18 protein-coding genes are annotated in these 22,257 nt (G+C 63.2%); 5 read left to right on the forward strand and 13 right to left on the reverse strand.

The features are described from left to right. The gene (locus PE058_RS05335; RefSeq protein WP_271030054.1) at positions 1-1,818 is read right to left on the reverse strand and encodes a methanol/ethanol family PQQ-dependent dehydrogenase; all 1,818 of its coding nucleotides are present in this window, start codon (positions 1,816-1,818) and stop codon (positions 1-3) included. 560 nt (positions 1,819-2,378) lie between these two features. On the opposite strand from PE058_RS05335, the gene pdxR reads away from it, so the two are divergent. Next, positions 2,379-3,848, forward strand: coding sequence for a MocR-like pyridoxine biosynthesis transcription factor PdxR (gene pdxR / locus PE058_RS05340; protein WP_051113737.1), 1,470 nt, complete (start codon positions 2,379-2,381; stop codon positions 3,846-3,848). Positions 3,849-3,908: 60 nt separating this feature from the next. On the opposite strand, the gene PE058_RS05345 is transcribed toward pdxR, so the two are convergent. Beyond that, positions 3,909-5,663 (reverse strand): APC family permease, encoded by a 1,755-nt coding sequence (locus PE058_RS05345; RefSeq protein ID WP_020084323.1) that lies wholly within the window; start codon positions 5,661-5,663, stop codon positions 3,909-3,911. A 259-nt stretch (positions 5,664-5,922) separates the two neighbouring features. On the opposite strand from PE058_RS05345, the gene PE058_RS05350 reads away from it, so the two are divergent. Continuing rightward, complete coding sequence (locus PE058_RS05350) at positions 5,923-6,591, forward strand: helix-turn-helix domain-containing protein (protein WP_020084324.1); 669 nt, start codon at positions 5,923-5,925, stop codon at positions 6,589-6,591. 87 nt (positions 6,592-6,678) lie between these two features. On the opposite strand, the gene PE058_RS05355 is transcribed toward PE058_RS05350, so the two are convergent. The 4 genes from PE058_RS05355 to glnT form a co-directional block, all read right to left on the reverse strand. Next, complete coding sequence (locus PE058_RS05355) at positions 6,679-8,013, reverse strand: FMN-binding glutamate synthase family protein (RefSeq protein ID WP_020084325.1); 1,335 nt, start codon at positions 8,011-8,013, stop codon at positions 6,679-6,681. Continuing rightward, positions 8,013-8,702, reverse strand: a complete 690-nt coding sequence (locus PE058_RS05360; protein ID WP_020084326.1) for a protein glxC — start codon at positions 8,700-8,702, stop codon at positions 8,013-8,015. The genes PE058_RS05355 and PE058_RS05360 overlap by 1 nt, the downstream gene beginning before the upstream one ends. Continuing rightward, on the reverse strand, positions 8,702-9,601 hold the full coding sequence (locus PE058_RS05365) for a class II glutamine amidotransferase (RefSeq protein ID WP_271030055.1): 900 nt from the start codon (positions 9,599-9,601) through the stop codon (positions 8,702-8,704). The genes PE058_RS05360 and PE058_RS05365 overlap by 1 nt, the downstream gene beginning before the upstream one ends. Before the next feature lie 135 nt (positions 9,602-9,736). Continuing rightward, entirely contained in the window at positions 9,737-11,131 is a 1,395-nt protein-coding gene (gene glnT, locus PE058_RS05370; protein ID WP_271030056.1) for a type III glutamate--ammonia ligase, read from the reverse strand. A gap of 164 nt (positions 11,132-11,295) precedes the next feature. On the opposite strand from glnT, the gene PE058_RS05375 reads away from it, so the two are divergent. From PE058_RS05375 to PE058_RS05385, 3 genes are all read left to right on the forward strand, one after another. Then, positions 11,296-12,645 carry an NAD(P)/FAD-dependent oxidoreductase gene (locus PE058_RS05375; protein ID WP_020084329.1) on the forward strand — a complete coding sequence of 450 codons (1,350 nt, stop codon included), beginning with the start codon at positions 11,296-11,298 and terminating at the stop codon, positions 12,643-12,645. 21 nt (positions 12,646-12,666) lie between these two features. Beyond that, positions 12,667-13,059, forward strand: a complete 393-nt coding sequence (locus PE058_RS05380) for a Rid family hydrolase (protein WP_020084330.1) — start codon at positions 12,667-12,669, stop codon at positions 13,057-13,059. A 212-nt stretch (positions 13,060-13,271) separates the two neighbouring features. Further along, positions 13,272-13,808 (forward strand): DUF2478 domain-containing protein, encoded by a 537-nt coding sequence (locus tag PE058_RS05385; protein WP_020084331.1) that lies wholly within the window; start codon positions 13,272-13,274, stop codon positions 13,806-13,808. 69 nt (positions 13,809-13,877) lie between these two features. Here the strand turns inward: PE058_RS05385 and PE058_RS05390 are convergent, their stop codons facing one another. The 7 genes from PE058_RS05390 to PE058_RS05420 form a co-directional block, all read right to left on the reverse strand. Further along, positions 13,878-15,083 (reverse strand): NnrS family protein, encoded by a 1,206-nt coding sequence (locus PE058_RS05390; protein WP_271030057.1) that lies wholly within the window; start codon positions 15,081-15,083, stop codon positions 13,878-13,880. A 9-nt stretch (positions 15,084-15,092) separates the two neighbouring features. Further along, positions 15,093-16,319, reverse strand: coding sequence for an NnrS family protein (locus PE058_RS05395; RefSeq protein ID WP_020084333.1), 1,227 nt, complete (start codon positions 16,317-16,319; stop codon positions 15,093-15,095). Continuing rightward, positions 16,316-17,065: an ABC transporter ATP-binding protein gene (locus tag PE058_RS05400; protein ID WP_271030058.1), complete on the reverse strand. Its 750-nt coding sequence runs from the start codon at positions 17,063-17,065 to the stop codon at positions 16,316-16,318. The genes PE058_RS05395 and PE058_RS05400 overlap by 4 nt, the downstream gene beginning before the upstream one ends. Then, entirely contained in the window at positions 17,062-17,874 is an 813-nt protein-coding gene (locus PE058_RS05405; RefSeq protein WP_020084335.1) for an ABC transporter permease, read from the reverse strand. The genes PE058_RS05400 and PE058_RS05405 overlap by 4 nt, the downstream gene beginning before the upstream one ends. Before the next feature lie 7 nt (positions 17,875-17,881). Beyond that, on the reverse strand, positions 17,882-18,919 hold the full coding sequence (locus tag PE058_RS05410; RefSeq protein ID WP_051113738.1) for an ABC transporter substrate-binding protein: 1,038 nt from the start codon (positions 18,917-18,919) through the stop codon (positions 17,882-17,884). Further along, on the reverse strand, positions 18,919-21,192 hold the full coding sequence (locus tag PE058_RS05415; RefSeq protein WP_271030059.1) for a TonB-dependent receptor family protein: 2,274 nt from the start codon (positions 21,190-21,192) through the stop codon (positions 18,919-18,921). The genes PE058_RS05410 and PE058_RS05415 overlap by 1 nt, the downstream gene beginning before the upstream one ends. A gap of 236 nt (positions 21,193-21,428) precedes the next feature. After that, complete coding sequence (locus PE058_RS05420) at positions 21,429-22,118, reverse strand: Crp/Fnr family transcriptional regulator (RefSeq protein WP_020084338.1); 690 nt, start codon at positions 22,116-22,118, stop codon at positions 21,429-21,431. Between the last annotated feature and the right edge of the window lie 139 nt (positions 22,119-22,257).

A 22,257-nucleotide genomic window follows, 5' to 3' on the forward strand; every position in this document is an offset into this window, starting at 1 on the left:
CTATGGCAGCGAGTAGACGGAGAGTGTTCCGCCAAGAGCCGTGAACTCCTTGAGGCCCGCATAGTTGCCGACCGCGCCGAGGCCGTCGGTGGGCTTGTCGAGACCTGCCGCCAAGCCGATGCCGGCCCAGCCGCCAACGCCCGAGAACACGCCGATGTACTGCTTGCCCTTGTGGCTGTAGGTGAACACGTTGCCGATGATGCCGGACGGGTTGCGGTGCTTGAACAGCTCGTTGCCGTCCTTCTGGTCGCGGCACTTGAGGTAGCCGTCCAGCGTGCCGTGGCAGAAGATGCCGCCGGCAGTGGCCAGTACGCCCGACCACACCGAGAAGCGTTCGTCGTGGCTGTAGACGATCTCACCCTTGCCGGCATCCCATGCGATCACATGGCCCGTGTTGGTCTTGCCTTCGGGCGGGAACATCGAGAGCGTGGCGCCGACGTACGGCTGTCCCGGTGTGTACGAGACCTTGAAGGGCTCGTAGTCCATGCAGACGTTGTTGATCGGGACATAGAAGAGACGCGTCTCCGGCGAGTAGGCAGCCGGCTGCTGATCCTTGAAGCCGAGCGCGGCTGGGCAGATGTTCTTCGTGTTCACGTCCGCGCCGTTGAGGAACGTCGACTTCGAGGCGACGACAGTCGGTCTGCCGTAATTCGGCTTGGACTTGTCCATCTCGACGCCGCTCGACCAGTTGAGGTCGGGATCGTAAGGCTTGGCGACCAGCAACTCACCATTGGTGCGGTCGAGCGTGTAGCCGAAGCCGTTGCGATCGAAGTGGACGAGGGCCTTGTGCGTTTTGCCCGCGACTTCCTGGTCCACGAGGATCATCTCGTTGATGCCGTCGTAATCCCACTCGTCAAACGGGGTCATCTGGTAGGCCCAGGCAGCGACGCCCGTGTCCGGATTGCGGGCGATGATCGACATCGTCCACTTCTGGTCGATCTGCTTTCCATCGGGTCCCGCGCGCTGAGCCGGGTTCCAGGTCGAGGGGTTCGCGGTACCGTAGTAGAAGAGATCGAGCTCCGGATCGTAGGAGAACCATCCCCATACCGAGCCGCCGCCGATCTTCCACTGGTCGCCAGTCCAGGTCTTGAGGGAGCTGTCCTTGCCGACCAGCTTGCCGAGCGAGGTGGTCTTCTGGGGATCGAACAGGATCTGATCGTCGGGACCGACGCTATAGCCGCGCCAGGCCCGCTTGCCGGTCTTGATGTCGTAGGCCGTGATCGAGCCCTGGATGCCGAACTCGGCGCCCGAGATACCGACGATCACCTTGTCCTTGATGACGACGGGTGCGGCAACGCCGGTCTCGCCCTTCTTGGGATCGCCGTTCACGACCTTCCAAGCCTCCTGGCCGGTCTTGGCGTCGAGTGCGACGACTGTGGTGTCGGCCTGGTAGAGGAAGATCTTGCCTTCAGCATAGGCGAGCCCGCGGTTGACGGTGTCGCAGCACATCACGCCGATGACCGAGGGATCCTGCTTCGGAGAGTACTTCCAGATGATCTTGTTCTCGTCGTCGAGGTTCAACGCATAGACGACGTTCGGGAACGGCGAGTGGAGGTACATCGTGCTGCCGATGACCAGCGGCGTTCCCTCGTGACCGCGCAGCACGCCCGTCGAGAAGCTCCACGCGACCTTCAGGTCGCCGACGTTGCTCGTGTTGATCTGATCGAGAGTGGAAAAGCGGTGATTTGCGTAGTCACCGGTTTGCAGGGCCCACTGGTTGGGATCCTTGCTCTGCTTCAACACATCGTCGTTGGCGATGGCTGGCATGGCCAAGGCGGTCGTCAACAGCAGCGCCGCGGCGCCGACTGATCTGGACATGATGTTTCCTCCTAGACGTTTCTCAGGATTTTCTTGTCCTGGTCACGGGCGCTTGGGTGTGGGCGACTATTTTCTTTTGAAATCCGCGAATCCTGCTGGAAGCGGCAATTTTCTTATTTCCGCTTCATTTCCTGTTTCTCGCTCCGCCGTTCCCGAATTTAATTCGGAAATGACCGGACGATGATTTCGCGGCTTCTGCCAAGTGTTCCCACCCATTGTGCCGTGGCGTGGCAACCATAGGCTCGCGGCTTGGCTCTCACCTAGGGCCAGGGAGAAAACGACTGCTGGTGCCATCTCTCCTTGCCCGTGGCCTCTCCGGAGTGTCGCCAACAAGTTTGAAGGCGGAGCGTTATCGTCTGGGCAAAAGACCGATCAAACCGAGAATAAATGTTTCTGTACAGGGTATTATCCCGGGATCTGTGCTGTTCTTACGGCGCAGGCAAGGCGCGGTGGCTCTACCCGCTGCGTGAGGCGTGGCTCTATGGAATTGATGGCCACTCGCACTACTATGGTGCCAATGCGGAACTCGGTTCTGCGATCTGCCGGGGAGCTTTCCAGCCGTGACATTGCCGCTCAGACTTCAGCGTGAGGGCGAAATCAGCCTGCAAATCCAGATTTTTGAGCAGGTACGCGGGATGATTTTGGAAGGGAGGCTTCGCCCTGGAGAGCCGCTGCCTGCTACGCGTATTTTGAGCGAGCAGCTTGGTGTTTCTCGAAACACCATTAGTCTCACCTACGAGCGTTTAATGGCGGAAGGTTATATCGAATCCCGCAAAACGCGCGGGACGTTCGTGTCTTTGCAGATTCCTGAGGATGTTCTCTATACGGCTACGCATGGCGAAGCGCGCTCCGTCTCGCGAAAAGTGCGCCGCCCGTCGAAGGTGATGCAGCGCGAGTTTCGCGCGCAGATGCTCGTCAATCCTCATCGGCGCAAGCTGACGGCCGACTTCTGGGTCGGCCGACCCGATCCGAACTCGTTTCCGCGCAAGGCGTGGGCGACACTCGTCCACCGGCGGCTTCAGTCGGCAGGGTCGGCGCTCACCGAGTACCGGGACGTCGCGGGGCTGATCGACCTGCGTCGCGCGATCGCCGACCGGCTGCGGCCGGCGCGGAGCATTGTCGCGAGCCCGGACCAGATCCTGATCGTGGGCGGAAGCCAGGATGGTCTCAATCTCGTGAGCCGGATGATCCTGGAGCCTGGCAGCACGGCGGTTGTCGAGTCGCCCTGCTACCAGGGTGCTGCGTTTCTGTTCGAGAGCTTCGGCGCGAAGCTTGTGCCCGTCCGGATCGATCATCGCGGGCTCGATTGCAGCCAGCTGCCAAACATCCGGAATGCGATCGCCTACGTGACGCCCTCGCACCAGTATCCGCTCGGCGTTACGCTGTCGCTCGAGCGGCGGCTCGAGTTGCTGGCATGGGCGGCGCAGACCGGCTCCTATATCGTCGAGGACGACTACGATAGCGATTTCCGGTTTCACGGGGCGCCGATCGCGGCTCTCAAGGGGCTCGATCGCGCGGATCGTGTCATTTATCTCGGCACGTTCTCCAAGTGCCTCGGCGCGGGGCTCCGTCTTGGATACGTGGTGGTGCCGAACGATCTTATTTCACGCGCGCGTCAGGTCAAAACGCTCATGAACAACGGGCAGCCGTGGCTCGAGCAGGCTGCGCTTGCCGATTTTATGACCGGCGGCGGGTTCGAACGGCATGTCCGGCGCATCCGCAACCTCTATCTCGCGCGGCGGAACGCGCTCGTCTCCTCGCTACGCCGGCATTTCAACGAGAGCGAGATCATCGGCGACGAAGCAGGCATGCATCTGGCGTGGCGGTTGCCCTCTCATTTGCCTTCGGCCAAGGAGGTCGAGGAGATCGGACTCGCGGCGGGTGTGGGCGTCTACACGCTGGCCTCTGGAGCGGCCATCAATTTCGGGCCAGTGCCGGAGGGAGACCGTTATCTCGTGCTCGGGTTCTCCTCGCTCAGCGAGCGGGAGATCGAGGCCGGCATCGCGAAGCTCGCGGAAGCGCTCTCCTGATACAAAAATGGCCGGGTCATGAGATGACCCGGCCAGTCCGCTAGGTGCTCCGTCTCAGGCTCAAGACGGGAGCTGGAAGTAGTAGTGGCCGAAGAGGACGATGGCAGCGCCCGCGGCGAGTGCCAGGTAGGGCAGGATGCCCGCACGTCTCTCGCCGAGATCCTGGCTCTTGAGATCCAGGTCGATCAGCATGTGATCGGGGAAGCGTCCCTTGTCCTGCACGTAGTGACGGAACAGGAAGACGGGTATGATCAGCAATCCGAACGCCAAACCGTACCAAAGCGCGTTGGGATTGCCCCAGACCTTGGCGCCAACGCCCATGAGGAACAGGTTGAAGAAGCCGAGTCCTGCGTTGACGGCGATCAGCCAGTTCGGTGCCCGGTAGGGGCGGGGAATGTTGGGGCTGTCGATGCGGTGGATCCACGTCGCCTGAAGGTTCAGGAAGATGAAGATCATGTAGCCGACGTTCGAGATGGAGAGGATCAGGTAGTACGCCGTCGCGTCCGAAGCCGCGAACGTAAGAAGACCGAGGTTGAAGATGAGATCGGTCCACATGGCGCGCGTGGGGGCGCCGTGCTCGTTGGTGTGGGCGAGGTACTTCGGCAGCCAGCCATCGACGCCGCCCTGATAGAGCGTGCGGGAGGAGCCGGCCATCGCCATCTGGATCGCGAGGATGAGCGCGAGGATCATCATCATCTCCAGAAGATGGGTGATGATCTGCGAGCCACCGCCGACCATGTGGCCCATGGCAGCCGCAACGCCGGTGCCGTCCACGATACCGGGCTGCGTCATGCCCTCGAGGCCGAGGTATCCCTGAAAGGATGCAGCAACCAGCGTGTAGAGCAGGACGCAGAGAAGACCAGCGGCGATGATCGACTTCTTGGTATCGGAAGCCGGATTCTTGAACTCGCGCGTGTAGCAGACGGCCGTCTCGAAGGCGTAGGTGGACCAGCCGGCGATGAACAGAGCGCCGAGGAAGAACGTCCAGCCGCCGTTGTTCCACTCGCCGTTCGGAGGCACGAGCGGCGTATAGTTCTGGTAGTTCACGCCGCCGTTGAAGTAGGGAACGATGCCGACGATGAGCATCGGGATGACGACGAGAAGGCCGATCGCCATCTGAACGCGCGCGGTGCCGAGCACGCCGCGATGCTGAATGGCGAAGGTGATCAGCATCAGCGCCGCGCCGATGAAGAAGGTCGGGCCGATCTCGATGTTGGCAAGGCCGAAGAACGAGAAGCTCGCAAGCGTCATCGTGCGAAGAGCGGGTGTTGCCGCTTCCGTCACGGCCGCGATGGCGAGCTTTGCAGCTTCCTCGGCGGATTTGCCGTCGATGGCGGCGGCATTGGCTGCGTTCTTGAGCCAGGCGAGAACCTCAGGCGAGTCCGCGCCGAACACGGGGATGGGCGCGATGGCGTTGAGGATGTAGCCGGCGGCGATGGCACAGCCGAGCGATAGCACCGGCGTCCATGCATACCAATTGCACCAGACCGACAGCGGCGCGATGAGCTTGCTATAGCGCAGCCATGCAGCCGAGCCGTAGACGGCGGCGCCGCCCGACTTGTTTTTGAAGAGGCCTGCGATCTCGGCGTAGCTGTAGGCTTGGAGGAAGCCCATCACCACGGAGATCGTCCAGACGAGGAAGGCGAGCTTGCCGGCCGTTGCCCCCATGCCGCCGATTGAAATCAGAACGAGCGCGGGCACACCGCTCGCAATCCAAAACGCACCCTTCCAGTCAATTGTTCGGTGCAACCCGCCGAATTCATCGCCGGCAAAAGCAGTGTTTGCCTCCGGCTTTTTGTTCGCCACGTCCTGCATGAATCGCTCCCTATGCTCCCCTTCAGGAGGAGTTATTGATGAAGTGTTAGTGCGAGGCATACTGCCGCAGAGTTGCCTCTGATGCAATAAATTTGCATACCCTGTATGCAAATTTATTGCCCGTCAGGTAACTGGACTGTGCGCTGCAGCATCGGTTGCCAATCCGGAGCAACGCTGCATTATGGGAGCAGCCCCCTGCTTCGCGCGGCAAAGTTCGTGCGTTTGCAGTACGTTTGACTCATCTCAGGCAAGGCACGACATGGCAAAAACCAAAGTCCGGCGGGCTCCTTCGCGACGTCATAAACTTGCGGAAGGCCAGCCGGCTGCGAAGGCGGACGCGCAGCACGACACGGCGAACGTGCCGTTGGAAAAGCGCATCGGAGAGGTATTCAAGCAGCTTCGGCTGGCTGCGAACCTCACGCTTGCCGATCTCAGCACGGGGGCGGGCATGTCCAGCGCCATGCTGAGCCGGATCGAGAATGGAATGGCGACGGCGAGTCTCGATTCTCTCGAGCGGCTGTGTCACGCGCTCGGCATCGGGCTTTCGGATCTGTTCAAGCAGACCGATAGGAAAGAGGGCACGGCGCAGCTCGTCAAGCGCAGCGAGCAGATGGAAGTCGTGCGGGTCGGTACGAAGTACGGCTACACTTACAAGCTTCTCTCCTACGACAAGGGGCCGAAGAAGCTGTTCGATCCCTTCTTCATCGAGATGGACAAGAAGAGCCAGTCCTATCCGCGCTTTGCCCATCCCGGCACCGAGTTCATCTACATGCTGCAAGGGCGGGTGGAGTACCGGTTCGGCGAGTACACGTATCTGCTCGAGCCGGGAGATGCCTTCACCTTCTCGGGAGACGTGGTGCATGGCCCGGAGAAGCTGCTCGACGAGCGGGCGAAGTTCATCTCCATCATCATCTATGGCGAAGAGTGAGAGGCGCTTCACGCGCTTCCGGAAAAAAATGCCGGGAGTTTTCACTCCCGGCAGTTGGGGGAAATGGCCTGAGAGCTGCTGCACAGCTCAAGCCGTAGCCCCGGGGATCCAAGTGGTGCCTGCCAGCGGAACGCGGGCCATGGCTGCTGCCTCGATGGTGAGTGCCGCCAAGTCCTCCGGCTCCAGGTTGTGGAGATGGTTCTTGCCGCAGGCACGCGCCAGCGTCTGGGCCTCCAGCGTCAAGACCTTGAGGTAGTTGGCGAGCCTGCGGCCAGCGATGACGGGGTCCAGGCGCTTGTAGAGCTCGGGCGTCTGGGTGGTGATGCCTGCGGGGTCGCGTCCCTCGTGCCAATCGTCGTAGCAACCCGGGGCGGAGCCGATCTGCGCGTACTCCTTCTCCCATTTTGGGTCGTTGTCGCCGAGGGCCACGAGCGCTGCCGTGCCGACAGCCACTGCATCGGCGCCAAGCGCGAGCGCCTTCGCCACATCCGCGCCATTGCGAATGCCGCCCGAGACGATGAGCTGCACCTTGCGATGCATGCCGAGGTCCTGGAGGGCCTGCACGGCGGGGCGGATTGCGGAGAGCAGCGGAATGCCGACGTGCTCGATGAACACCTCCTGCGTCGCCGCCGTTCCGCCCTGCATGCCGTCGAGCACGACGACGTCCGCACCGGATTTGACGGCCAGCGCGACGTCGAAGTAGGGGCGGCTCGCGCCGACCTTGAGGTAGATCGGCTTCTCCCAGTCTGTGATCTCACGCAGCTCGTTGATCTTGATCTCGAGATCGTCGGCACCGGTCCAATCGGGATGGCGGCAGGCCGAGCGCTGGTCGATACCCTTCGGAAGCTGGCGCATCTCGGCCACGCGGTCGGAGATCTTCTGGCCGAGCAGCATGCCGCCGCCGCCGGGCTTGGCGCCCTGGCCGATCACGATCTCGATGGCGTCCGCCTTGCGCAGGTCGTCCGGGTTCATGCCGTAGCGCGACGGCAGATACTGGTAGACCAGCGTGGTGGACTGGCCGCGCTCTTCCGGCGTCATGCCGCCGTCGCCCGTGGTCGTGGAGGTGCCCGCGAGGGAGGCGCCGCGTCCGAGGGCTTCCTTGGCATTGGCCGAAAGCGAGCCGAAGCTCATGCCTGCGATGGTGACGGGGATCTTGAGGTGGATCGGCTTCTTGGCGAAGCGCGTGCCGAGAACCACGTCGGTTCCGCATTTCTCACGATAGCCTTCGAGGGGATATCGCGACATGGAGGCGCCGAGCATCACCAAGTCGTCGAAGTTCGGCAGGCGGCGCTTCGAGCCGCCGCCGCGGATGTCGTAGATGCCGGTAGCGGCGGCGCGGCGGATCTCGGAGAGCGAGTAGTCGTCGAAGGTGGCCGACTTGCGCGGAGTGGTCGGCATCCAGTTCCGTTCGTGGCTGGTCATCAGTAGGCTCCGGCGTTGTCGATGTTGAAGTTGTAAAGTTTGCGCGCCGAGCCGTAGCGGCGGAACTCGGCGATATCGATCTTGTGAGCCTCTCCCGCTTCCGTGAGCAGCTCCATCAGCTCGGCCTTGTGCGTGTCGCGCAGCGGTTTCTCGATGCAGTCGGCTCCGAGCCCGGCGACAGGGCCGCGCACATAGAGACGGGCCTCGTAGATCGAGTCTCCGAGAGCTTCTCCCGCCTCGCCGAATACGACGAGACGCCCGTTCTGGCCCATGAAGGCGGAGAGGTGGCCGATGCCGCCCTTCACCACGATGTCGATGCCCTTCATGGAGATGCCGCAGCGGGCTGAGGCGTTTCCGTCCACGATCAGCAGACCGCCGCGTCCGGTGGCGCCAGCGCTCTGGCTCGCGTCGCCCTTCACGTGTATGCGGCCGGACATCATGTTCTCGCCAACGCCCTGGCCGGCGCTGCCGTCGATGACGATATTGGCGTGCTTGTTCATGCCGCCACAGAAATAACCGACGCTGCCCTGCACATTGATGGTGACAGGGGCGTCGACGCCTGCGGCGATCGAGTGCTCTCCGTTAGGGTTGGTGACCGTCCAGAGCGTTTCGTTGGTGTCCGCCTTCAGCTTGTGGAGCGCGGCATTCAGCTCTCGAACGGATGTCTTCGATAGATCGATGCTCGGCATCAGTTGTGCTCCCAGAAGTAGACGGTGGCGGGTTTCGGCTCCCAGACCTTGGCTTTCTCAATTCCGGGGAGGCAGGTGAGGCTCTTGTATTCAGAGGCGAACGCCACATAGCGGTCGGTCTCCGCCATGACGGCAGGCTTGCACGCGATGGGATCGCGCAGCACGCCGAAGCCCTGCTCGGTGCCGACCACGAACGTGAAGAAGCCGTCGAGGTCGTCGAGGCTGGATTGCAGTGCCTCGCCGAGGGTTTGGCCCGCCTGCATCTGCTTGGTGAGGTAGCCGGCCGCCACCTCGCTGTCGTTCTCGGTCTTGATCCGGATGCCTTCACGCTTGAGCTCGCGGCGGAGGGAAGCATGGTTCGAGAGCGACCCATTGTGCACGAGGCACTGATCGGCGCCGGTCGAGAAAGGATGCGCGCCGTTGGTGGTGACGGCCGATTCCGTCGCCATACGCGTGTGGGAAATGCCGTGGCTGCCCGCCATGCCGGCGATGCCGAAGGCCTTCGCCACGTCGTCCGGATAGCCCACCTCTTTATAGATCTCGAGGCTCGTGCCCTCGCTCATCACAGTGACGTCGGGGTGGTTGGCCGTGAGCCATTCCTCCGCCTTAGCCACGTCCTCCGGCCGCAGCGAGACTACGGCATGAGAGTACCGGACCGCGCTTTTCGCGCCGTTGCCGATGAAGGTGGCGAGCTTTTCAGCGACGCCCGCGATGTCGAAGCTCGTGGAGGGACCGGCGATGGTGAGTTTGGAGAGATCGCCCTTGCCCCGGCTGTAGATCGCGAATCCCGCCGAGTCGGGGCCGCGGCTGCACAGCGTCGAGGTCATTTTTGCGAGAAGCGCGCCGAGCTCTGGCTCGAGCTTCGGGTCTTTTATGAAGAGCCCAGCAATTCCACACATGGGAGGTTCATTCCTTCAGGTTTGGTGTTGCGCAGGGCGCGCACCGGCCCTTCGTCGCCGAAGACCGGCGCCGCCCTGCGTTCTGCTGTTGTAATTTTTCTCAGCCGGGCCTGCGGCCGGCCGAGAGCACGCGTCCTAGAAGAAGCTCAGGTAGCGCTTCACTTCCCAATCGGAGACGTGGCGGTGGTAGTCGGTCCATTCGTCGCGTTTCAGCGATACGAACTCATCGATGAACTCGGTTCCCAGCGTCTTGCGGAAGAGCTCGCTCTTGTTCAGAGCCTCGACGGCTTCGCTGAGAGACTGGGGAAGGATGTCGATGTTTCTTGCGGCAATTTCCTGCGGCGAGAGCGCATAGAAATTGACGTTGTGCGGCGGGCCGGGATCGAGCTTGCGGTCCACACCGTCGAGGCCGGCCGCGATCATGGCGGCCTGCGCGAGGTAGGGGTTCATGCCCGAGTCGCCGGTTCTGAGCTCGATGCGTCCGTAAGGAACGCGGACCATTGCCGTGCGGTTGTTGTCGCCATAGGCGACGAAGACCGGAGCCCAGGTCGTGCCAGACGCCGTGCGGCCGACGACGAGTCTCTTGTAGGAGTTCACGCTTGGCGCAAGCAGGGCCGTGAGAGCGGCTGCGTGCTTCAGGATGCCCGCCAGGAAGTGGTAGGCAAGCTGCGACAGGCCCATGCCGTTCTTGTCGGATGCATCGTGGAACAGGTTGCGTCCGGCTGCATCGGCGATCGAGGCGTGGATATGCATGCCGTTGCCGGTGGTGGAGCTCTTCGGCTTCGGCATGAAGGAGCAGATGGCGCCAAGCTCATGAGCGATCTCGGCCGCGGCCATCTTGAACAGAATGATCTGATCGGCCGATGTAAGTGCGTCGGCGTACTTGAAGTTGATCTCGTACTGGCCGTTTCCGTCCTCGTGGTCGATCTGGTAGACGTCGATTCCGAGCGCCTGCAGGCTTTCCGTGACGCGCTCCAGGAAGACGCGGACGCGGGAGAGGCCGCGATAGTCGTAGGCGGGCTTCTGGAGGACGTCCGTCGAATCGAACGGAACGATCGAGCCGTCCGTCGTGCGCTCGAACAGGCTGAACTCAGGCTCGATGCCGGTGTTCAGGGTCCAGCCGCGCTCGGAAAGGCGCGCGATCTGCGTCTTCAGGATGTTGCGGGTGTCGATGGGATGGGGCTTGCCGCACACGGTGCCCGTTCCCATCATGCGGGCATAGCCGGGCGCCCAGGGCGTAAGCGTCATCGTCGAGAGGTCGCCGATCACCATGTACTCGGGCTCGTGAGGCGCGAGCCTCATGCCGAACACGCCGCCGCCCGCGAAGCCCACGCCATCGGTGACGATGTCTTCGAGGTGGTCGACGGGAACGGCCTTGCTCTTCGCGACACCATAGATGTCCACGAACTGAGCCAGTACGTAACGGACCTGATGCTGGGCGAGAAACAGCTTGGCTTTTTGAATATCGAGATCTTGCGGTGCAACAAGTTGCCCTGGCGAATTACGCCAGTTCCAATGTGCCATCGACATGGCATTCCTCCCAATGCGAGCTTGTCTTTGAGCGGTCGACTTTGTCTGCATGCTCGCTGATCATGGCGTACAACAAACTTGCATGAGGTGCAACTTCTTTGTATGCAGTGAAAGCCATGATTTTTCGAATTGGATGAATTTCCGATCAAAAAGGAACGTGCTCGATGACGAGCGAAGAGCCTACTGGTCCAACCGTATCCAGCCTCGCAGAGGGGCGCGTCACGTCGTCTGCCGGGCTTCTCTATCGTCCCTACTGGTGGGAGGCGGCACCGCGGCGAAAATCGGATCGCGCACTTCCCGCGACCGTCGATGTCGTGGTGGTGGGATCCGGCTTCACCGGACTTTCAGCGGCGCTTACGCTTCTGCGCAACGGGCGCTCCGTGGCCGTGCTCGAGCGCAACGATCCCGGGTTCGGTGCTAGCACGCGGAATGGCGGACAGATCGGCAGCGGCAATCAGAAGTTCCGGGTCAAGCGGCTCATTCAGTTGCGCGGGCGAAGGAAAGCCGAAGCGATGCTTCGTGAAGGCGTGGAGATGCTCGACTACATAGAGCACCTGGTCACGACGGAGCAGATTGCGTGTCATTTCCAGCGGTGCGGCCGCTTTCGCGCGGCTATCCAGCCTGAGCACTACGATGCCATGGCGCGTGACATGGAGGATCTGCGGAAGCTGGCCGGCGTCGAGAGTTTCATGGTGCCGCGCTCGGAGCAGCACGCAGAGATCGGATCGGACGTTTTCCATGGCGGCTCTGTGCTGCCGGCTGACGCGTCCCTTCATCCCGGGCTTTATCACGCGGGGCTCGCGCAGCGGATCGAGGAGGCAGGGGGCTTCGTCATCGGCAATGCCGGGGTTGAGGACATCTCATCGCGCGCAGGCGGGTTCGATGTGCGCACCGCGCGCGGCGAAGTGAGCTGCCGCAACGTCATCATCGCCACCAACGGCTATACGGACAACCTTCTGCCGGAGCTTGGACGGCGGATCGTTCCGATCGGCTCCGGCCTGATTGCGACGGATAAGATTCCAGAGGCGATCTTCGCGCCGCTGATGCCGAAGAATCGCGTCTACGGAAACACCAACCGCGTCTTCTATTATTTCCGGGCGGCCCCGGGAGAGCGCCGCGTGATCTGGGGCGGGCGCGTGGGACGTCTCGCCTCCGACACGTCGCCGCTGGCGTTCGGCCACCTCGCGCGCGACATGCTGCGGGTTTTTCCGGCGCTCGCGGACGTGCCCATCACGCACGCGTGGGATGGCCTCATCGGCTACACCTACGACGAGGTCCCGCATCTCGGCCGCACGTCCAAGGGCGTTCACTACGCCATCGGCTACTGCGGGACCGGCGTCTCGCGCGCCACCTATTTCGGGCACAAGATCGCGCTTCAGCTCATCGGAGATACGTCCGGGCGGACCGCGTTCGACGATCTCGTGTTCCCGAGCTACCCGGCTCACCCAATTGCGAAGCGCGTCGTGCCGGTCGTCGAGACCTGGTACCGGCTCCGCGATGCGACCAAACTATAAACAAGCGAAAGGAAGGAAAAGATGACGACTGCCAGCAAGGCCAAGCGCGTGAACGTCTCCTCGGGGGGAGCTTACGAAGGCGTGTTCGGCTATTCGCGCGCGGTGCGGATCGGCAACGACGTGCACGTCTCGGGCACCTGCGCGCCAGTGGGCCATGAGAAGAGCGATGCCTACACGCAGACACGGGCGGCGCTCGCCATCGTCGGCAAGGCGCTCGAGGACGCGGGCGCGAGCTTCAAGGATGTGGTGAGAACCGTCGTCTACGTTCGGGACATCAACGACGCCGACGCCGTCGCCAAGGGACATCTCGAGTCCTTCGATGCCGTGCGTCCGGCCAGCACCCTTGTTCAGGTAACGTCCATGCTGCGCCCCTGGCAGAAGGTCGAAATCGAAGCTTACGCCAAGATCGGTTGATGCGGAGGCGGGAGGGAGCCTCGTGCTCTCTCCCGCTATTTTCTCGGGACGACATTGGGGATGTGTCAGCCGCTTCCGGTCTGTTAGGCTGACTTAACGCAAATCAATGCCGTTCGGGCGGCGCTCGGCTTCATTTCAAGCTAGGCTGATTGTCGGCTTGATCGGGCGAAGGCTGCAGTCGATCGAACGGAAAAAACGCGTTGGGCTCATCCATGAATGTCGCGGCGATTCTTTACGAAGGCGATCAAGGCGAGCTGACGGATGCCTTGCTCACCGATGTGGCCTACCAATTCCGTCATGCGGGCGTGAAGCTCGCAGGCGCCGTGCAGTCCAAGTCTGCGCCGCGCCCCAACCGTTGCGAGATGACGCTCGAGGACCTCGCCACCGGGCAGTGCATCAAGACGTCTGACGATCGGGCTCCGCCGGAGCCGGGATGCCGGCTGGACGCGAACGCGCTCGAGGATTCCGTCGGTCTTGCGGCGTCGTCGCTCGATCCCGCAACAGAGCTCGTTATCATCAACCGGTTCGGGAAGCGGGAGTCGGATGGGAACGGCTTCCGGCCGTTGATCGAAAGTGCGGTTTTCCTTCAGGTGCCGGTGCTGGTCGGCTTGAAGCGCGTCCATTTCGAGGCGTGGCGCGATTTCGTTGGAGACGACCTGGTTTTCCTCCCGCAGCGCCGCGAGGACATACTGGGGTGGTGTGCGGCGGCGATGTCGGAATCGGCCGCAGAGCGCGCGGCTGCATCCTGAGCCGGGCTGCAATCCTTATTCGGTCATCGATGTAAACTGTGCTGTGCGAACGGAAGGTGGTTCGCGCGATTACAGCCTTTGCTTCATGAGCATGGGGCCGTAGAGCGCGGCAAAGCCGCCGAAGGCCAGGATCCAGGCGGCGCCCGAGACCGGAAGCAGGATGGACGTCAATTCCGGGTGGAGCGCCGCGCCGATGCGGGCGCAGGTTGCAATAAGCGCCGTGGCATAGAGCACGACCGTGCTTGCGGGTGCGGTGAGCTTTCGGCCGCTATGGCCTCTCGAAACGCGCGTCATCACCGCGATGATCATGGTGCCGATGGCGCCCGTGGTCCATGCGTGGAGGCCGGCGGACGCAAACTCGAAGTTGTCGTTCAGGACGCCAAGGCCGGACAGCAAGAAGCCGAGGCCCACGAAAACGTACGCCACGTGAAGAATGGCGAGCAGCGGCTCGGCGAAGGTACGGAGCGGTGTCCAGCGGCTTTGGCGGTAGAAATTCGCGGCTGCGGCCGCAATCATGGCCGAGCCCACGATCGGACGAGCCTGAGCGGTCAGGCTTTCCAAAACTGGAAGGCAGGCCCAGCCGAGGAGCGCGGCTCCGCTGAGCACCATGGCAGCCATGTCGTAGCGGCCAAAGAGTTGCGGCAGGGCCCCAGGCCGGTTCTGCTTCAGCCAGTTGGTGGTGAAGAACGGGATGATGCGCCCGGCGATGGTCATCACAAGCAGAAGCGCCACGGCGACGGCCAGCGTCTGCGCATGCTTTAGGCGGCCGAACTCGAAGACCTCGTAGTGAAACAGGGCGTCGGCTCCGGCGAGGCCGATCAGGGCACCGACGATCTTGAGGTTGCGCCAGTTCTTTGCTGCCACGATCTCGCGCCCTATGACAGCCGCCAGCGCGAGGGGGAACGATACGCAAAGTGCCGCCGTGAGCCACGGATCAAGGTGTGCGGACAGCGCGAGGGCGATGCGGCCCGTGAGCCAGAGCAGCACGAGGGCGCCGAGTGACGGCCCCCTCACGGGTGCTCGTCCGGTCCAGTTCGGTACCGCCGTCAGCAGGAAGCCCGCGACGATGGCGGGTACGAAGCCGAACAGCAACTCGTGGGCGTGCCAGGCGGTGGGCGGGAAAGCGCTCGGCACGGAGATGAGGCCCAGGAACCACGGCACCCAGAGCGCGATCAAGACCGCGGCATAGATGGAGCCCAAGAGAAAGAACGGCCGGAATCCGAGACTAAGGATTGCGGGCGGGTTTTTCTGCCGGATGAGATGGGTGGTGGTCACGGGAGCGCCTCAACAGCCGTCGTGTTGGAAGGTGCTACGATCGCGTATGAACGGCCAGTAGACCTTAACCCAAAGCAAGAAGGCTGCGGCCCAGAGTAGCGACACAAGCGCATAGGGCGGGGACGAGAGCAAGTCCGTTGGCCAGATCTCGGGAAGAACCCGCACGACCATGGCTGCCACCAGGAAAAGCATTGCGGCTCTGGTCTGGCGGACAAGGCCGAGCGCCTGTCCCGTGTGCCTCAGCCCGGCAATCGCGAATACGGTGAGGACGCCGAGGCCCAGCCCGCCCATCAGGGCGACGTGCAGCCCGGCACGCTCCGGGATCGGGGCTCCCAGGTGGGTTGCGCCAATCAGGATCAGGCCGATGCCGGCAAATGCGCTCGAGCCTGCGAGCGCCAGGATCTCGGCCCGCACGATTTCCTTGCCGATGAAGGCTTCGGCCACGCGGTCCATGAAGGCGGCGCCAGCGGCAATGAACAGATAACCCGTGGTCTGTTGGGATAGACCGAGGACTTCCGCGCCTATCAGTACGGCGACGAGCCCGGGTGCGAGGTTCATGCGGCCGGGGTGCGGGCGGAACGGCGAGGTCTCCTGGGTGGGATCGAGCACAAGATTGGTCACCGGCACGGTGATGCGCGCCAGCGCGATCCCGAGAATGCCGAGGAAAATGAACCCGGCGAGGTGGCTTGCGCGCTGGGCAAGCTCCATGCGGTTCGCGATGTCGAGGAACGCGTAGCGGGTGACGGCCTCGGCGAGAAACAGGGACGCGATCCAGAACACGAAGCCGATCAAGCGCGTGGACTGTTTCCTGAGCGAGATCTGCACGAGATAGGCGACGAGGAGCGCGAGCCAGGCGAGATCGCAAACAGCGGCGATGGGACCGAGGGATTCCAGGCCGACAAGGCCGGCGATGCGGGGAAAGCCCCAGAGACCTGCAAACACGAACAGTGCGCGCCCGCGAAGCCGCGGCGTGTCGGTCCACTCCGGAACGGCGGTGGTGATGAAGCCGATGAGCGCGGCACCGAACGATCCAATGATCAGCTCGTGGACGTGCCAAAGGCCAGGGGGGATCTCGGTCGCGAGCGGCAGATTGAAACCGTAGATCACCGCCCATAGAAAAGGCCATAGCGCGGCGTGAAGGGCGGCTAGCGGAAAGAAGAGGCGAAACCCCTCGTCGCTGAGAACATCGAGAGTCCCGGACAGAGACTCGAATCGCGCCGACTGAGACGTGCTCATGATGCCCGCCGCTCGTTGGTATCGTGGATATGGGCGAAGAGAGGATCTTCGTTCAAGAAGGCCTGCACGGTCGCGAACACGAAGGCGTCGTCACGCTCTCCCTGAGGCCGGGACAGGAAGCGTTCTCCGGCGATGCCGCGAACGCGCTCGTCCAGCACAACGATCCGGTCGGATACGCGCACGGCTTCCGCGAGATCGTGGGTCACGAAGAGGCCCGCGAAACGCGCCTGGCGCGCCGCGGCGATCACGAGATCCTGCATCTGGCGTTTCAGCGCGACATCGAGTGCGGTGAACGGTTCATCAAAGAACACGAAGTCCGGCTCCACGACAAGCGCGCGAGCGATGGCCGCCCGCTGGCGCATGCCGCCCGACAACTCGACCGGGTACTTCTCGAGATCCCGGCGATCGAGGTGCACGAGGTCGGCGGCCGCCCTGGCTCGCGCACGGCGCGCGTTGCAGCGCACGCCTGCGAGGCGAAGCGGATAAGCGATGTTGTCCTCAGCCGTGGCCCACGGCAGGAGGCGGTGCTCCTGAAAGATCATGCCGTGACGGCGGTAGCCATTGGCGACGCGGCCTCGCTGGGGCTCGATGAGCCCGGCGGCGATGTGGACAAGCGTGCTCTTGCCGCAACCGGAAGGACCGACGAGCGAGACGATCTCTCCGTCGCGTACGTCGAGCTTGACCCGGTCCAGAACGGTCCGGCCGAAATAGGCGTGGGAGACGCCTTCGAGCGCAACGGCTGTCATCTCTTGACCCCCCATGGGCGAGCGGCTTCACGCCAGCGCTCGAGCTCGGCGCGGATGGGCTGCACCACGCCGTACTCCACCATGAAAATCGCGGTGACGATCACCACCACCCAGGCGATCGACTGAGCGACATCGAGATTGGAGCGCGACATGGCGAGCGCGACGCCGATGCCGTCGATGTTGGCAAGAAGCTCGGCCATGACCGCCACTTTGAAGGCCGATCCGAGGGCGACGGCCAATGCCGGAAAATACTGGCCTGCCACATGGCGCATCACGACCGTCCATAGCCTTTGCAGCGGGCCGGCGCCGAAGGCCTTGGCCATCTCCTCCAACGCGCGGTCGCGCGTCGCCACGGCTTCGGCGACGTTGGCGAAAACGAGAGGGAAGCCTGCGACGACGATCGTCGTCAGAACCGTTCCGCTGGTCGATCCGAACCAGATCATGGCGAGCACGATCCAGGCGATCGGCGGCACGCCCATGATGATGGTGAGGAGGGGACGCGCCAGGCGCATGGCCGCGGCGGAGTACCCGACCGCGAGTCCGAGCACGCCGCCGAGAAAGGCGGTCAGCGCGAAGCCCTGGATGGCGCGGGTGGAGGTGGCTCGAGCCAGCCGCCATGTTTCCTCCGCGCGCAATAGCTCTGCCGTGGCGTGGAAGGTGGCGATGGGAGAAGGGAGAATGAAATCGCCATAGGCTTCGTGGCCTATCTGCCAGACGGCGGAGAACAGTGCGAGACCGGCGACGCCCACCCATCCCGACCACAAGAAGCGGCCGAGGCGTCCCATCCTGTCGAGCAAGACCTGTCCCATCGGGGCCTCACAAGTAGAAATCGGCATCCGGCAGCTTGCCGCCGATGTAGCCGGGGTTGACCTCTGCCATGGCCTCCAGAACGCTTTCGACGGCCGTGCGGGCCTCGCGTGCCGGTGTGGCCACGAGATTGCAGTAGGGGATGGACTTCTCGATTACGGGCCACGGCATCTGCAGCGGTCCCGCTGCGTTGTTGGCGGCGCGTGCCGGATGGGCTGCCACGTCGGCTGCGGCTTTGGCGAGGGCGTCCTGAAGCGCCTGGAGAGCAGGACCGTTTGCTTCGCGGAAGCTGTCTGTCACCACGAGACCGGCCTGGGGGACGATGGTCGGCTTTCCGGTCAGGCGCCCCCATTCGGCCTGGAGGTCGATGACCCGGTGGATGACCTTGCCGGCGAGGTTTCCTTTGACGATGGCAGCCGATGCGGCGGGCTCCGGAATGATTGCGGCGTCCACGCGGCCGAGAACCAGGAGCTGCATGGCTTCGAGCGGTGTGGCGCTCGGCACCTGCTCCAGATCCTTCTTGCCGTCCACGCCTGCAAGACGGAACAGGCGCTCAAGGATCAGGCTCGGAAGCTCGTTGGGGAACAGCGTCGCGAGCTTTCGACCACGGAGCTTTTCGAGGCTCGTCAGGTCCGGATCCGCCGACATGACGTAGAGGATGCCGTTCGTCATGACGTTGACGAGCCGCACGCCGAGGCCCTTGTTGTAAAGATTGGCCGCGACCGGGACGGGGGTGATGCCCACGTCGAAGCTTTTCGATGTCAATCCCGCGCGCACCTCGTCGACCTGGCGCCAGACGCGCAGGGTGGGTTTGCGTGCGACGCCGTCGAGCTTTCCCGTGGCGATGGCGTGCAGAACGGTGATCGAAGGTCCCGCAGGCGGCCCCCAGATCTCGAGCTTGTCGAGAGGCGCGGCGAATGCGGGCGATGGCACAAGCGCAGAAACGGCGAAAGCGCCGCCAAGCGACGCTCCGCCTTTCATCAAGGTTCTGCGCGTGATGCCTGTGGGCTCGGCGTAACCGCGCCCCAAGTGCTGTTTTCTAAACATCAGAACTTCGCTTTTACTCCCGCTACGAATGCACGCCCGTCACCCGGCAGGAAGACAGCCTGGTTGGGGCTAGAGACGGAGTCGACGACCAGCGTCGCGGATGCGTACCTTTCGTCGAAGATGTTCGAGACCTCGCCGAAGATCGAGAGGTTGTCGGTTACGGCGTAGCTCGACCGGAGATCGACCAGCGTGAAAGCCTCGTTGTAGAGCTTGTTGGCGTTGTCGACCGGGGTTTCGTCCGGAACCCAGTTGACCTCGGCTTCGACCCATAGACCCGGGATGACCGTGTAGCGCAGAGCTGCGTTCACGATGTGACTCGGGGCGCCGGCCAGGCGATTGTCGCCGTAGTTGCGGTCGCCGTCGAAGCGGAAGTCCTGGTAGGTGTAGGCCGCGCGGCCGCTGAGGTTTGCGGTGAGTGTGACGGCGGCTCCCAGCTCGATGCCGAAGTGGGTTGTCTTGTCTGCGTTGACGGCGCCGAGGGAAACGCCCGATGCGTCACGCAGGTTGAGCAGCTCGTCCTCGACCCAGGAGTAATAGGCAATGGCGGACCATGCGATGGAACTGGTATTGCCCTTCCAGCCGCCTTCGAGCGTAGTTGCGGTCTGTGCATCGAGATCGGGTGTCGAGAACACGGCGGCCAGAGGGTTCGGCGCGGATCCGCCAAATCCGGCGCTGGCATTCGGATTGCCGTTGACGGTGGCGATCAGGTCGTCGTGGGTCGGCGGCTCGAAGCTGCGGCTCACGGCGGTGAAGACAGATTGATCGCGAGCGATGTCGTAGCTGAGCGCGAGGCTCGGGCTCCACTCGGAGTAGGAGCGATCATAGCTCGTGTCCCTGAAGGGGCGCGTGCCCCGCATCGTCGCTGCGGGATTTGGGATTGCGAGGAAGGGGCGCGTCGTCGCGGTATAGATGTCGTCGTTGTCGCGCGTGGCGTAGGAGTACGCGATGGCAGGCGAGACCGTCAGCCGGTCCGTGATGGGGACGTTGAAGCCGGCGTGGATCGAAAGCGTGCTCGAGTCGAGCTCGTTCTCGCCGACAAGGAGATCCTTGTCGCCGCGATTGTTGATGAAGTAGCGGCGGTCGGCGGAGCCGACGACATACTGGCCGGTCAGCTCGAATAGGGGCAGAGCGCGGCTCGGTTCTGGCGCGTAGGCGTAGCGTATGACAGTTGTGAAGTCGCCGCCGTCCGTCTCGCGCACGCCGCCGGAAATCGGGAACGTGAAGCTGTCGTCCGTGTAAGTGTAACCGAACGCGACGTCGAACAGGTTAGCGCCGTAACGCGCGGTCGTGCGCGAGCCGACGCGGAACTGTTCGGCTTCACGGCTCGGATCGTCACGGCCGACGTTCGGACCGAGGCAGTTGGGCGGGCCCGAGCAGATCTGCTTCGGGTTCTGCTCCATCAGCTTGCTGGACAGCGGACCCACGACGTCGAAGGCGAGGTCGGTGTATCCGAAGAACAGGCGTGTGTTGATGTTCTCGTTGATGCGCGCGCCTGCATTGATGTTCAGGTTTGTGCGTTCGGATTCGTTGTGAATACGGTAGCCATCGCGCTCGGCGTAGCTGAGGCTCGCGTGGGCGTCGAGATCACCCTGGCGCGCGCCGGCCTGTGCGCTGGTGGCGAAATGACCGAAGCTTCCGCCTTCGACGCTGACCTCGACGCCGGGGTCCGTGATGCCTGTGGGCGAAACGAAATTGATGGCGCCGCCCAGTACCGTGGCGCCGAGCCGGTTGGCGGTGTAGCCGCGATAAACCTCGACGAACTCGGCGCTCTTCGGATCTGCGAAGCCGACGATATAGGATCCGTCCGCGCGGTTGATGGGCAAGCCGTCCTGAAGCACGAGGGTGCCGCGCTCCGAGGGGTTCTGCTGAAGGCCGGAGCCGCGGATCTGGAGGCGCGGCTGGTCGTTGCTGCCGAAGAAGTTCTGCACGACGACGCCAGGGACGAACGCCAGCATCTCGGAGAGCGACGCGCTGGCCTTGGGCGTGATCTCCTCGCTGGTGACGACGGCGGTGCCGCCGGGGATGGCGTTCAGGGTTCTCGCGGCTTCCTGGCTCGGCGAGCCTTCGCTGGCCGGAGCGGCCTCGGCACCTACGCCCTCGGATGCTTGCGTTGCTCCAGACGCCGCCGAGGTTGCGGCTTTCTTGGATTTCTTTGCGGGCTGGGACGTGGTGCCCTGAACGACGACCGGGGGCAGGTCGACGCTCGCACCCGGTGCGGCCGACTGGCTCGATGCGTCGGTCGGCCACGCGAGAAGCAGGGCGCAAAGGGCCAATCCAGCTTCGAGGCCGCCTGCTTGGCGGCCAGCGATTTCCCCTGCACGGAGCGTCTCATCCGAGGGACGGCGATCTTTCTGACTAAAGTTTCCCGTAAAATACATCTTTTTACAGACCCCGATGCGTTGTTTCTTGACCAACGTATTCCAGTTTGTTCGAAAGCTACTTGCTCTTGGTCAAGTGGTGTCTTGGCATGGAGGGTGTGTGTCCTGTGCGACACGCGGACGTGCGATATTCAGAACTCGTCCTGGTTGACGAAGCGGGCGAGTCTGCTGACGTCGCTCACGACAATTCTTCGTCGTTTCGCTTCTACGCCGATCGCGGCAAGCTCACTTAGCGCGCGCGACAGTGTTGCCGGCGTCATGGACAGGCGTGCTGCGATGTAGCGCTGCTCGACGGGGAGCTCGAAGCGGCAAATGCCGTCATTGTCCCCGCAGATCTTATGCAGGAAGGCCGCGACCCGGCGCTGGGGTGACCACTCCTGATCCTGCTCAATGCGCGCAACGAGACGACGAAGCTTTCCAAAGACCGCGGCGATGATCGACAGCGACAGCTCGGGTGATTGCAGGATGAGGGCGCGGAAGCGCGCCGTGTCTATTCTCGCGAGCCGGAGATCGGTCGCGGCTTCGGCACTGACGGGATAGTGGGCTTCGCGGGCGAGCACGGCCTCGGCGAACGATTCACCCGGGCCGATGAGATGGATCGCCGTCCGCTCGCCGTCCGAGCCTTCGCGGAACAGGGCTGCCCATCCGTCCAGGACGAAATAGAAGGCCGTCGCCACGTCGCCCTGGTGAAACAGGATTTCGCCCGCGGAGAGTGTTACGATGGGTGTCTCGGCAGCGAATTTCTTGAAGTCGCTCTCGGACAGCCCTGACAGAAACAGGGCGCCACGCAACATTTCAAGATCATGACTGTCGCTCGCCATGGCGGCTCCTTTTGTGGCGGCTTCACGGGCGCCGTAGGGCGGTTTCGGTCTGCAGCCTTGAGGGATCTCGCTCAGCACCACAATTTTATTCTATATTATGGCGGTCGTGATTATTGATTCAGATCAAGCCGATGCCCGA

The organism is Hyphomicrobium sp. DMF-1, from assembly GCF_027886585.1.
In the GTDB taxonomy this organism is placed as follows: Bacteria; Pseudomonadota; Alphaproteobacteria; order Rhizobiales; family Hyphomicrobiaceae; genus Hyphomicrobium_C; species Hyphomicrobium_C zavarzinii.

Excerpts from the sequence above, each read along its gene's own strand:
- PE058_RS05365 (WP_271030055.1), bottom strand. The coding sequence starts at position 9,601 with ATGTGTGGAATTGCTGGGCTCTTCATAAAAGACCCGAAGCTCGAGCCA.
- PE058_RS05355 (WP_020084325.1), bottom strand. The coding sequence starts at position 8,013 with ATGACCAGCCACGAACGGAACTGGATGCCGACCACTCCGCGCAAGTCG.
- glnT (WP_271030056.1), bottom strand. The coding sequence starts at position 11,131 with ATGTCGATGGCACATTGGAACTGGCGTAATTCGCCAGGGCAACTTGTT.
- PE058_RS05375 (WP_020084329.1), top strand. The coding sequence starts at position 11,296 with ATGACGAGCGAAGAGCCTACTGGTCCAACCGTATCCAGCCTCGCAGAG.
- PE058_RS05335 (WP_271030054.1), bottom strand. The coding sequence starts at position 1,818 with ATGTCCAGATCAGTCGGCGCCGCGGCGCTGCTGTTGACGACCGCCTTG.
- PE058_RS05400 (WP_271030058.1), bottom strand. The coding sequence starts at position 17,065 with ATGACAGCCGTTGCGCTCGAAGGCGTCTCCCACGCCTATTTCGGCCGG.
- PE058_RS05420 (WP_020084338.1), bottom strand. The coding sequence starts at position 22,118 with ATGGCGAGCGACAGTCATGATCTTGAAATGTTGCGTGGCGCCCTGTTT.
- PE058_RS05350 (WP_020084324.1), top strand. The coding sequence starts at position 5,923 with ATGGCAAAAACCAAAGTCCGGCGGGCTCCTTCGCGACGTCATAAACTT.
- PE058_RS05410 (WP_051113738.1), bottom strand. The coding sequence starts at position 18,919 with ATGTTTAGAAAACAGCACTTGGGGCGCGGTTACGCCGAGCCCACAGGC.
- PE058_RS05385 (WP_020084331.1), top strand. The coding sequence starts at position 13,272 with ATGAATGTCGCGGCGATTCTTTACGAAGGCGATCAAGGCGAGCTGACG.
- PE058_RS05345 (WP_020084323.1), bottom strand. The coding sequence starts at position 5,663 with ATGCAGGACGTGGCGAACAAAAAGCCGGAGGCAAACACTGCTTTTGCC.
- PE058_RS05380 (WP_020084330.1), top strand. The coding sequence starts at position 12,667 with ATGACGACTGCCAGCAAGGCCAAGCGCGTGAACGTCTCCTCGGGGGGA.
- PE058_RS05360 (WP_020084326.1), bottom strand. The coding sequence starts at position 8,702 with ATGCCGAGCATCGATCTATCGAAGACATCCGTTCGAGAGCTGAATGCC.
- PE058_RS05395 (WP_020084333.1), bottom strand. The coding sequence starts at position 16,319 with ATGAGCACGTCTCAGTCGGCGCGATTCGAGTCTCTGTCCGGGACTCTC.
- PE058_RS05405 (WP_020084335.1), bottom strand. The coding sequence starts at position 17,874 with ATGGGACAGGTCTTGCTCGACAGGATGGGACGCCTCGGCCGCTTCTTG.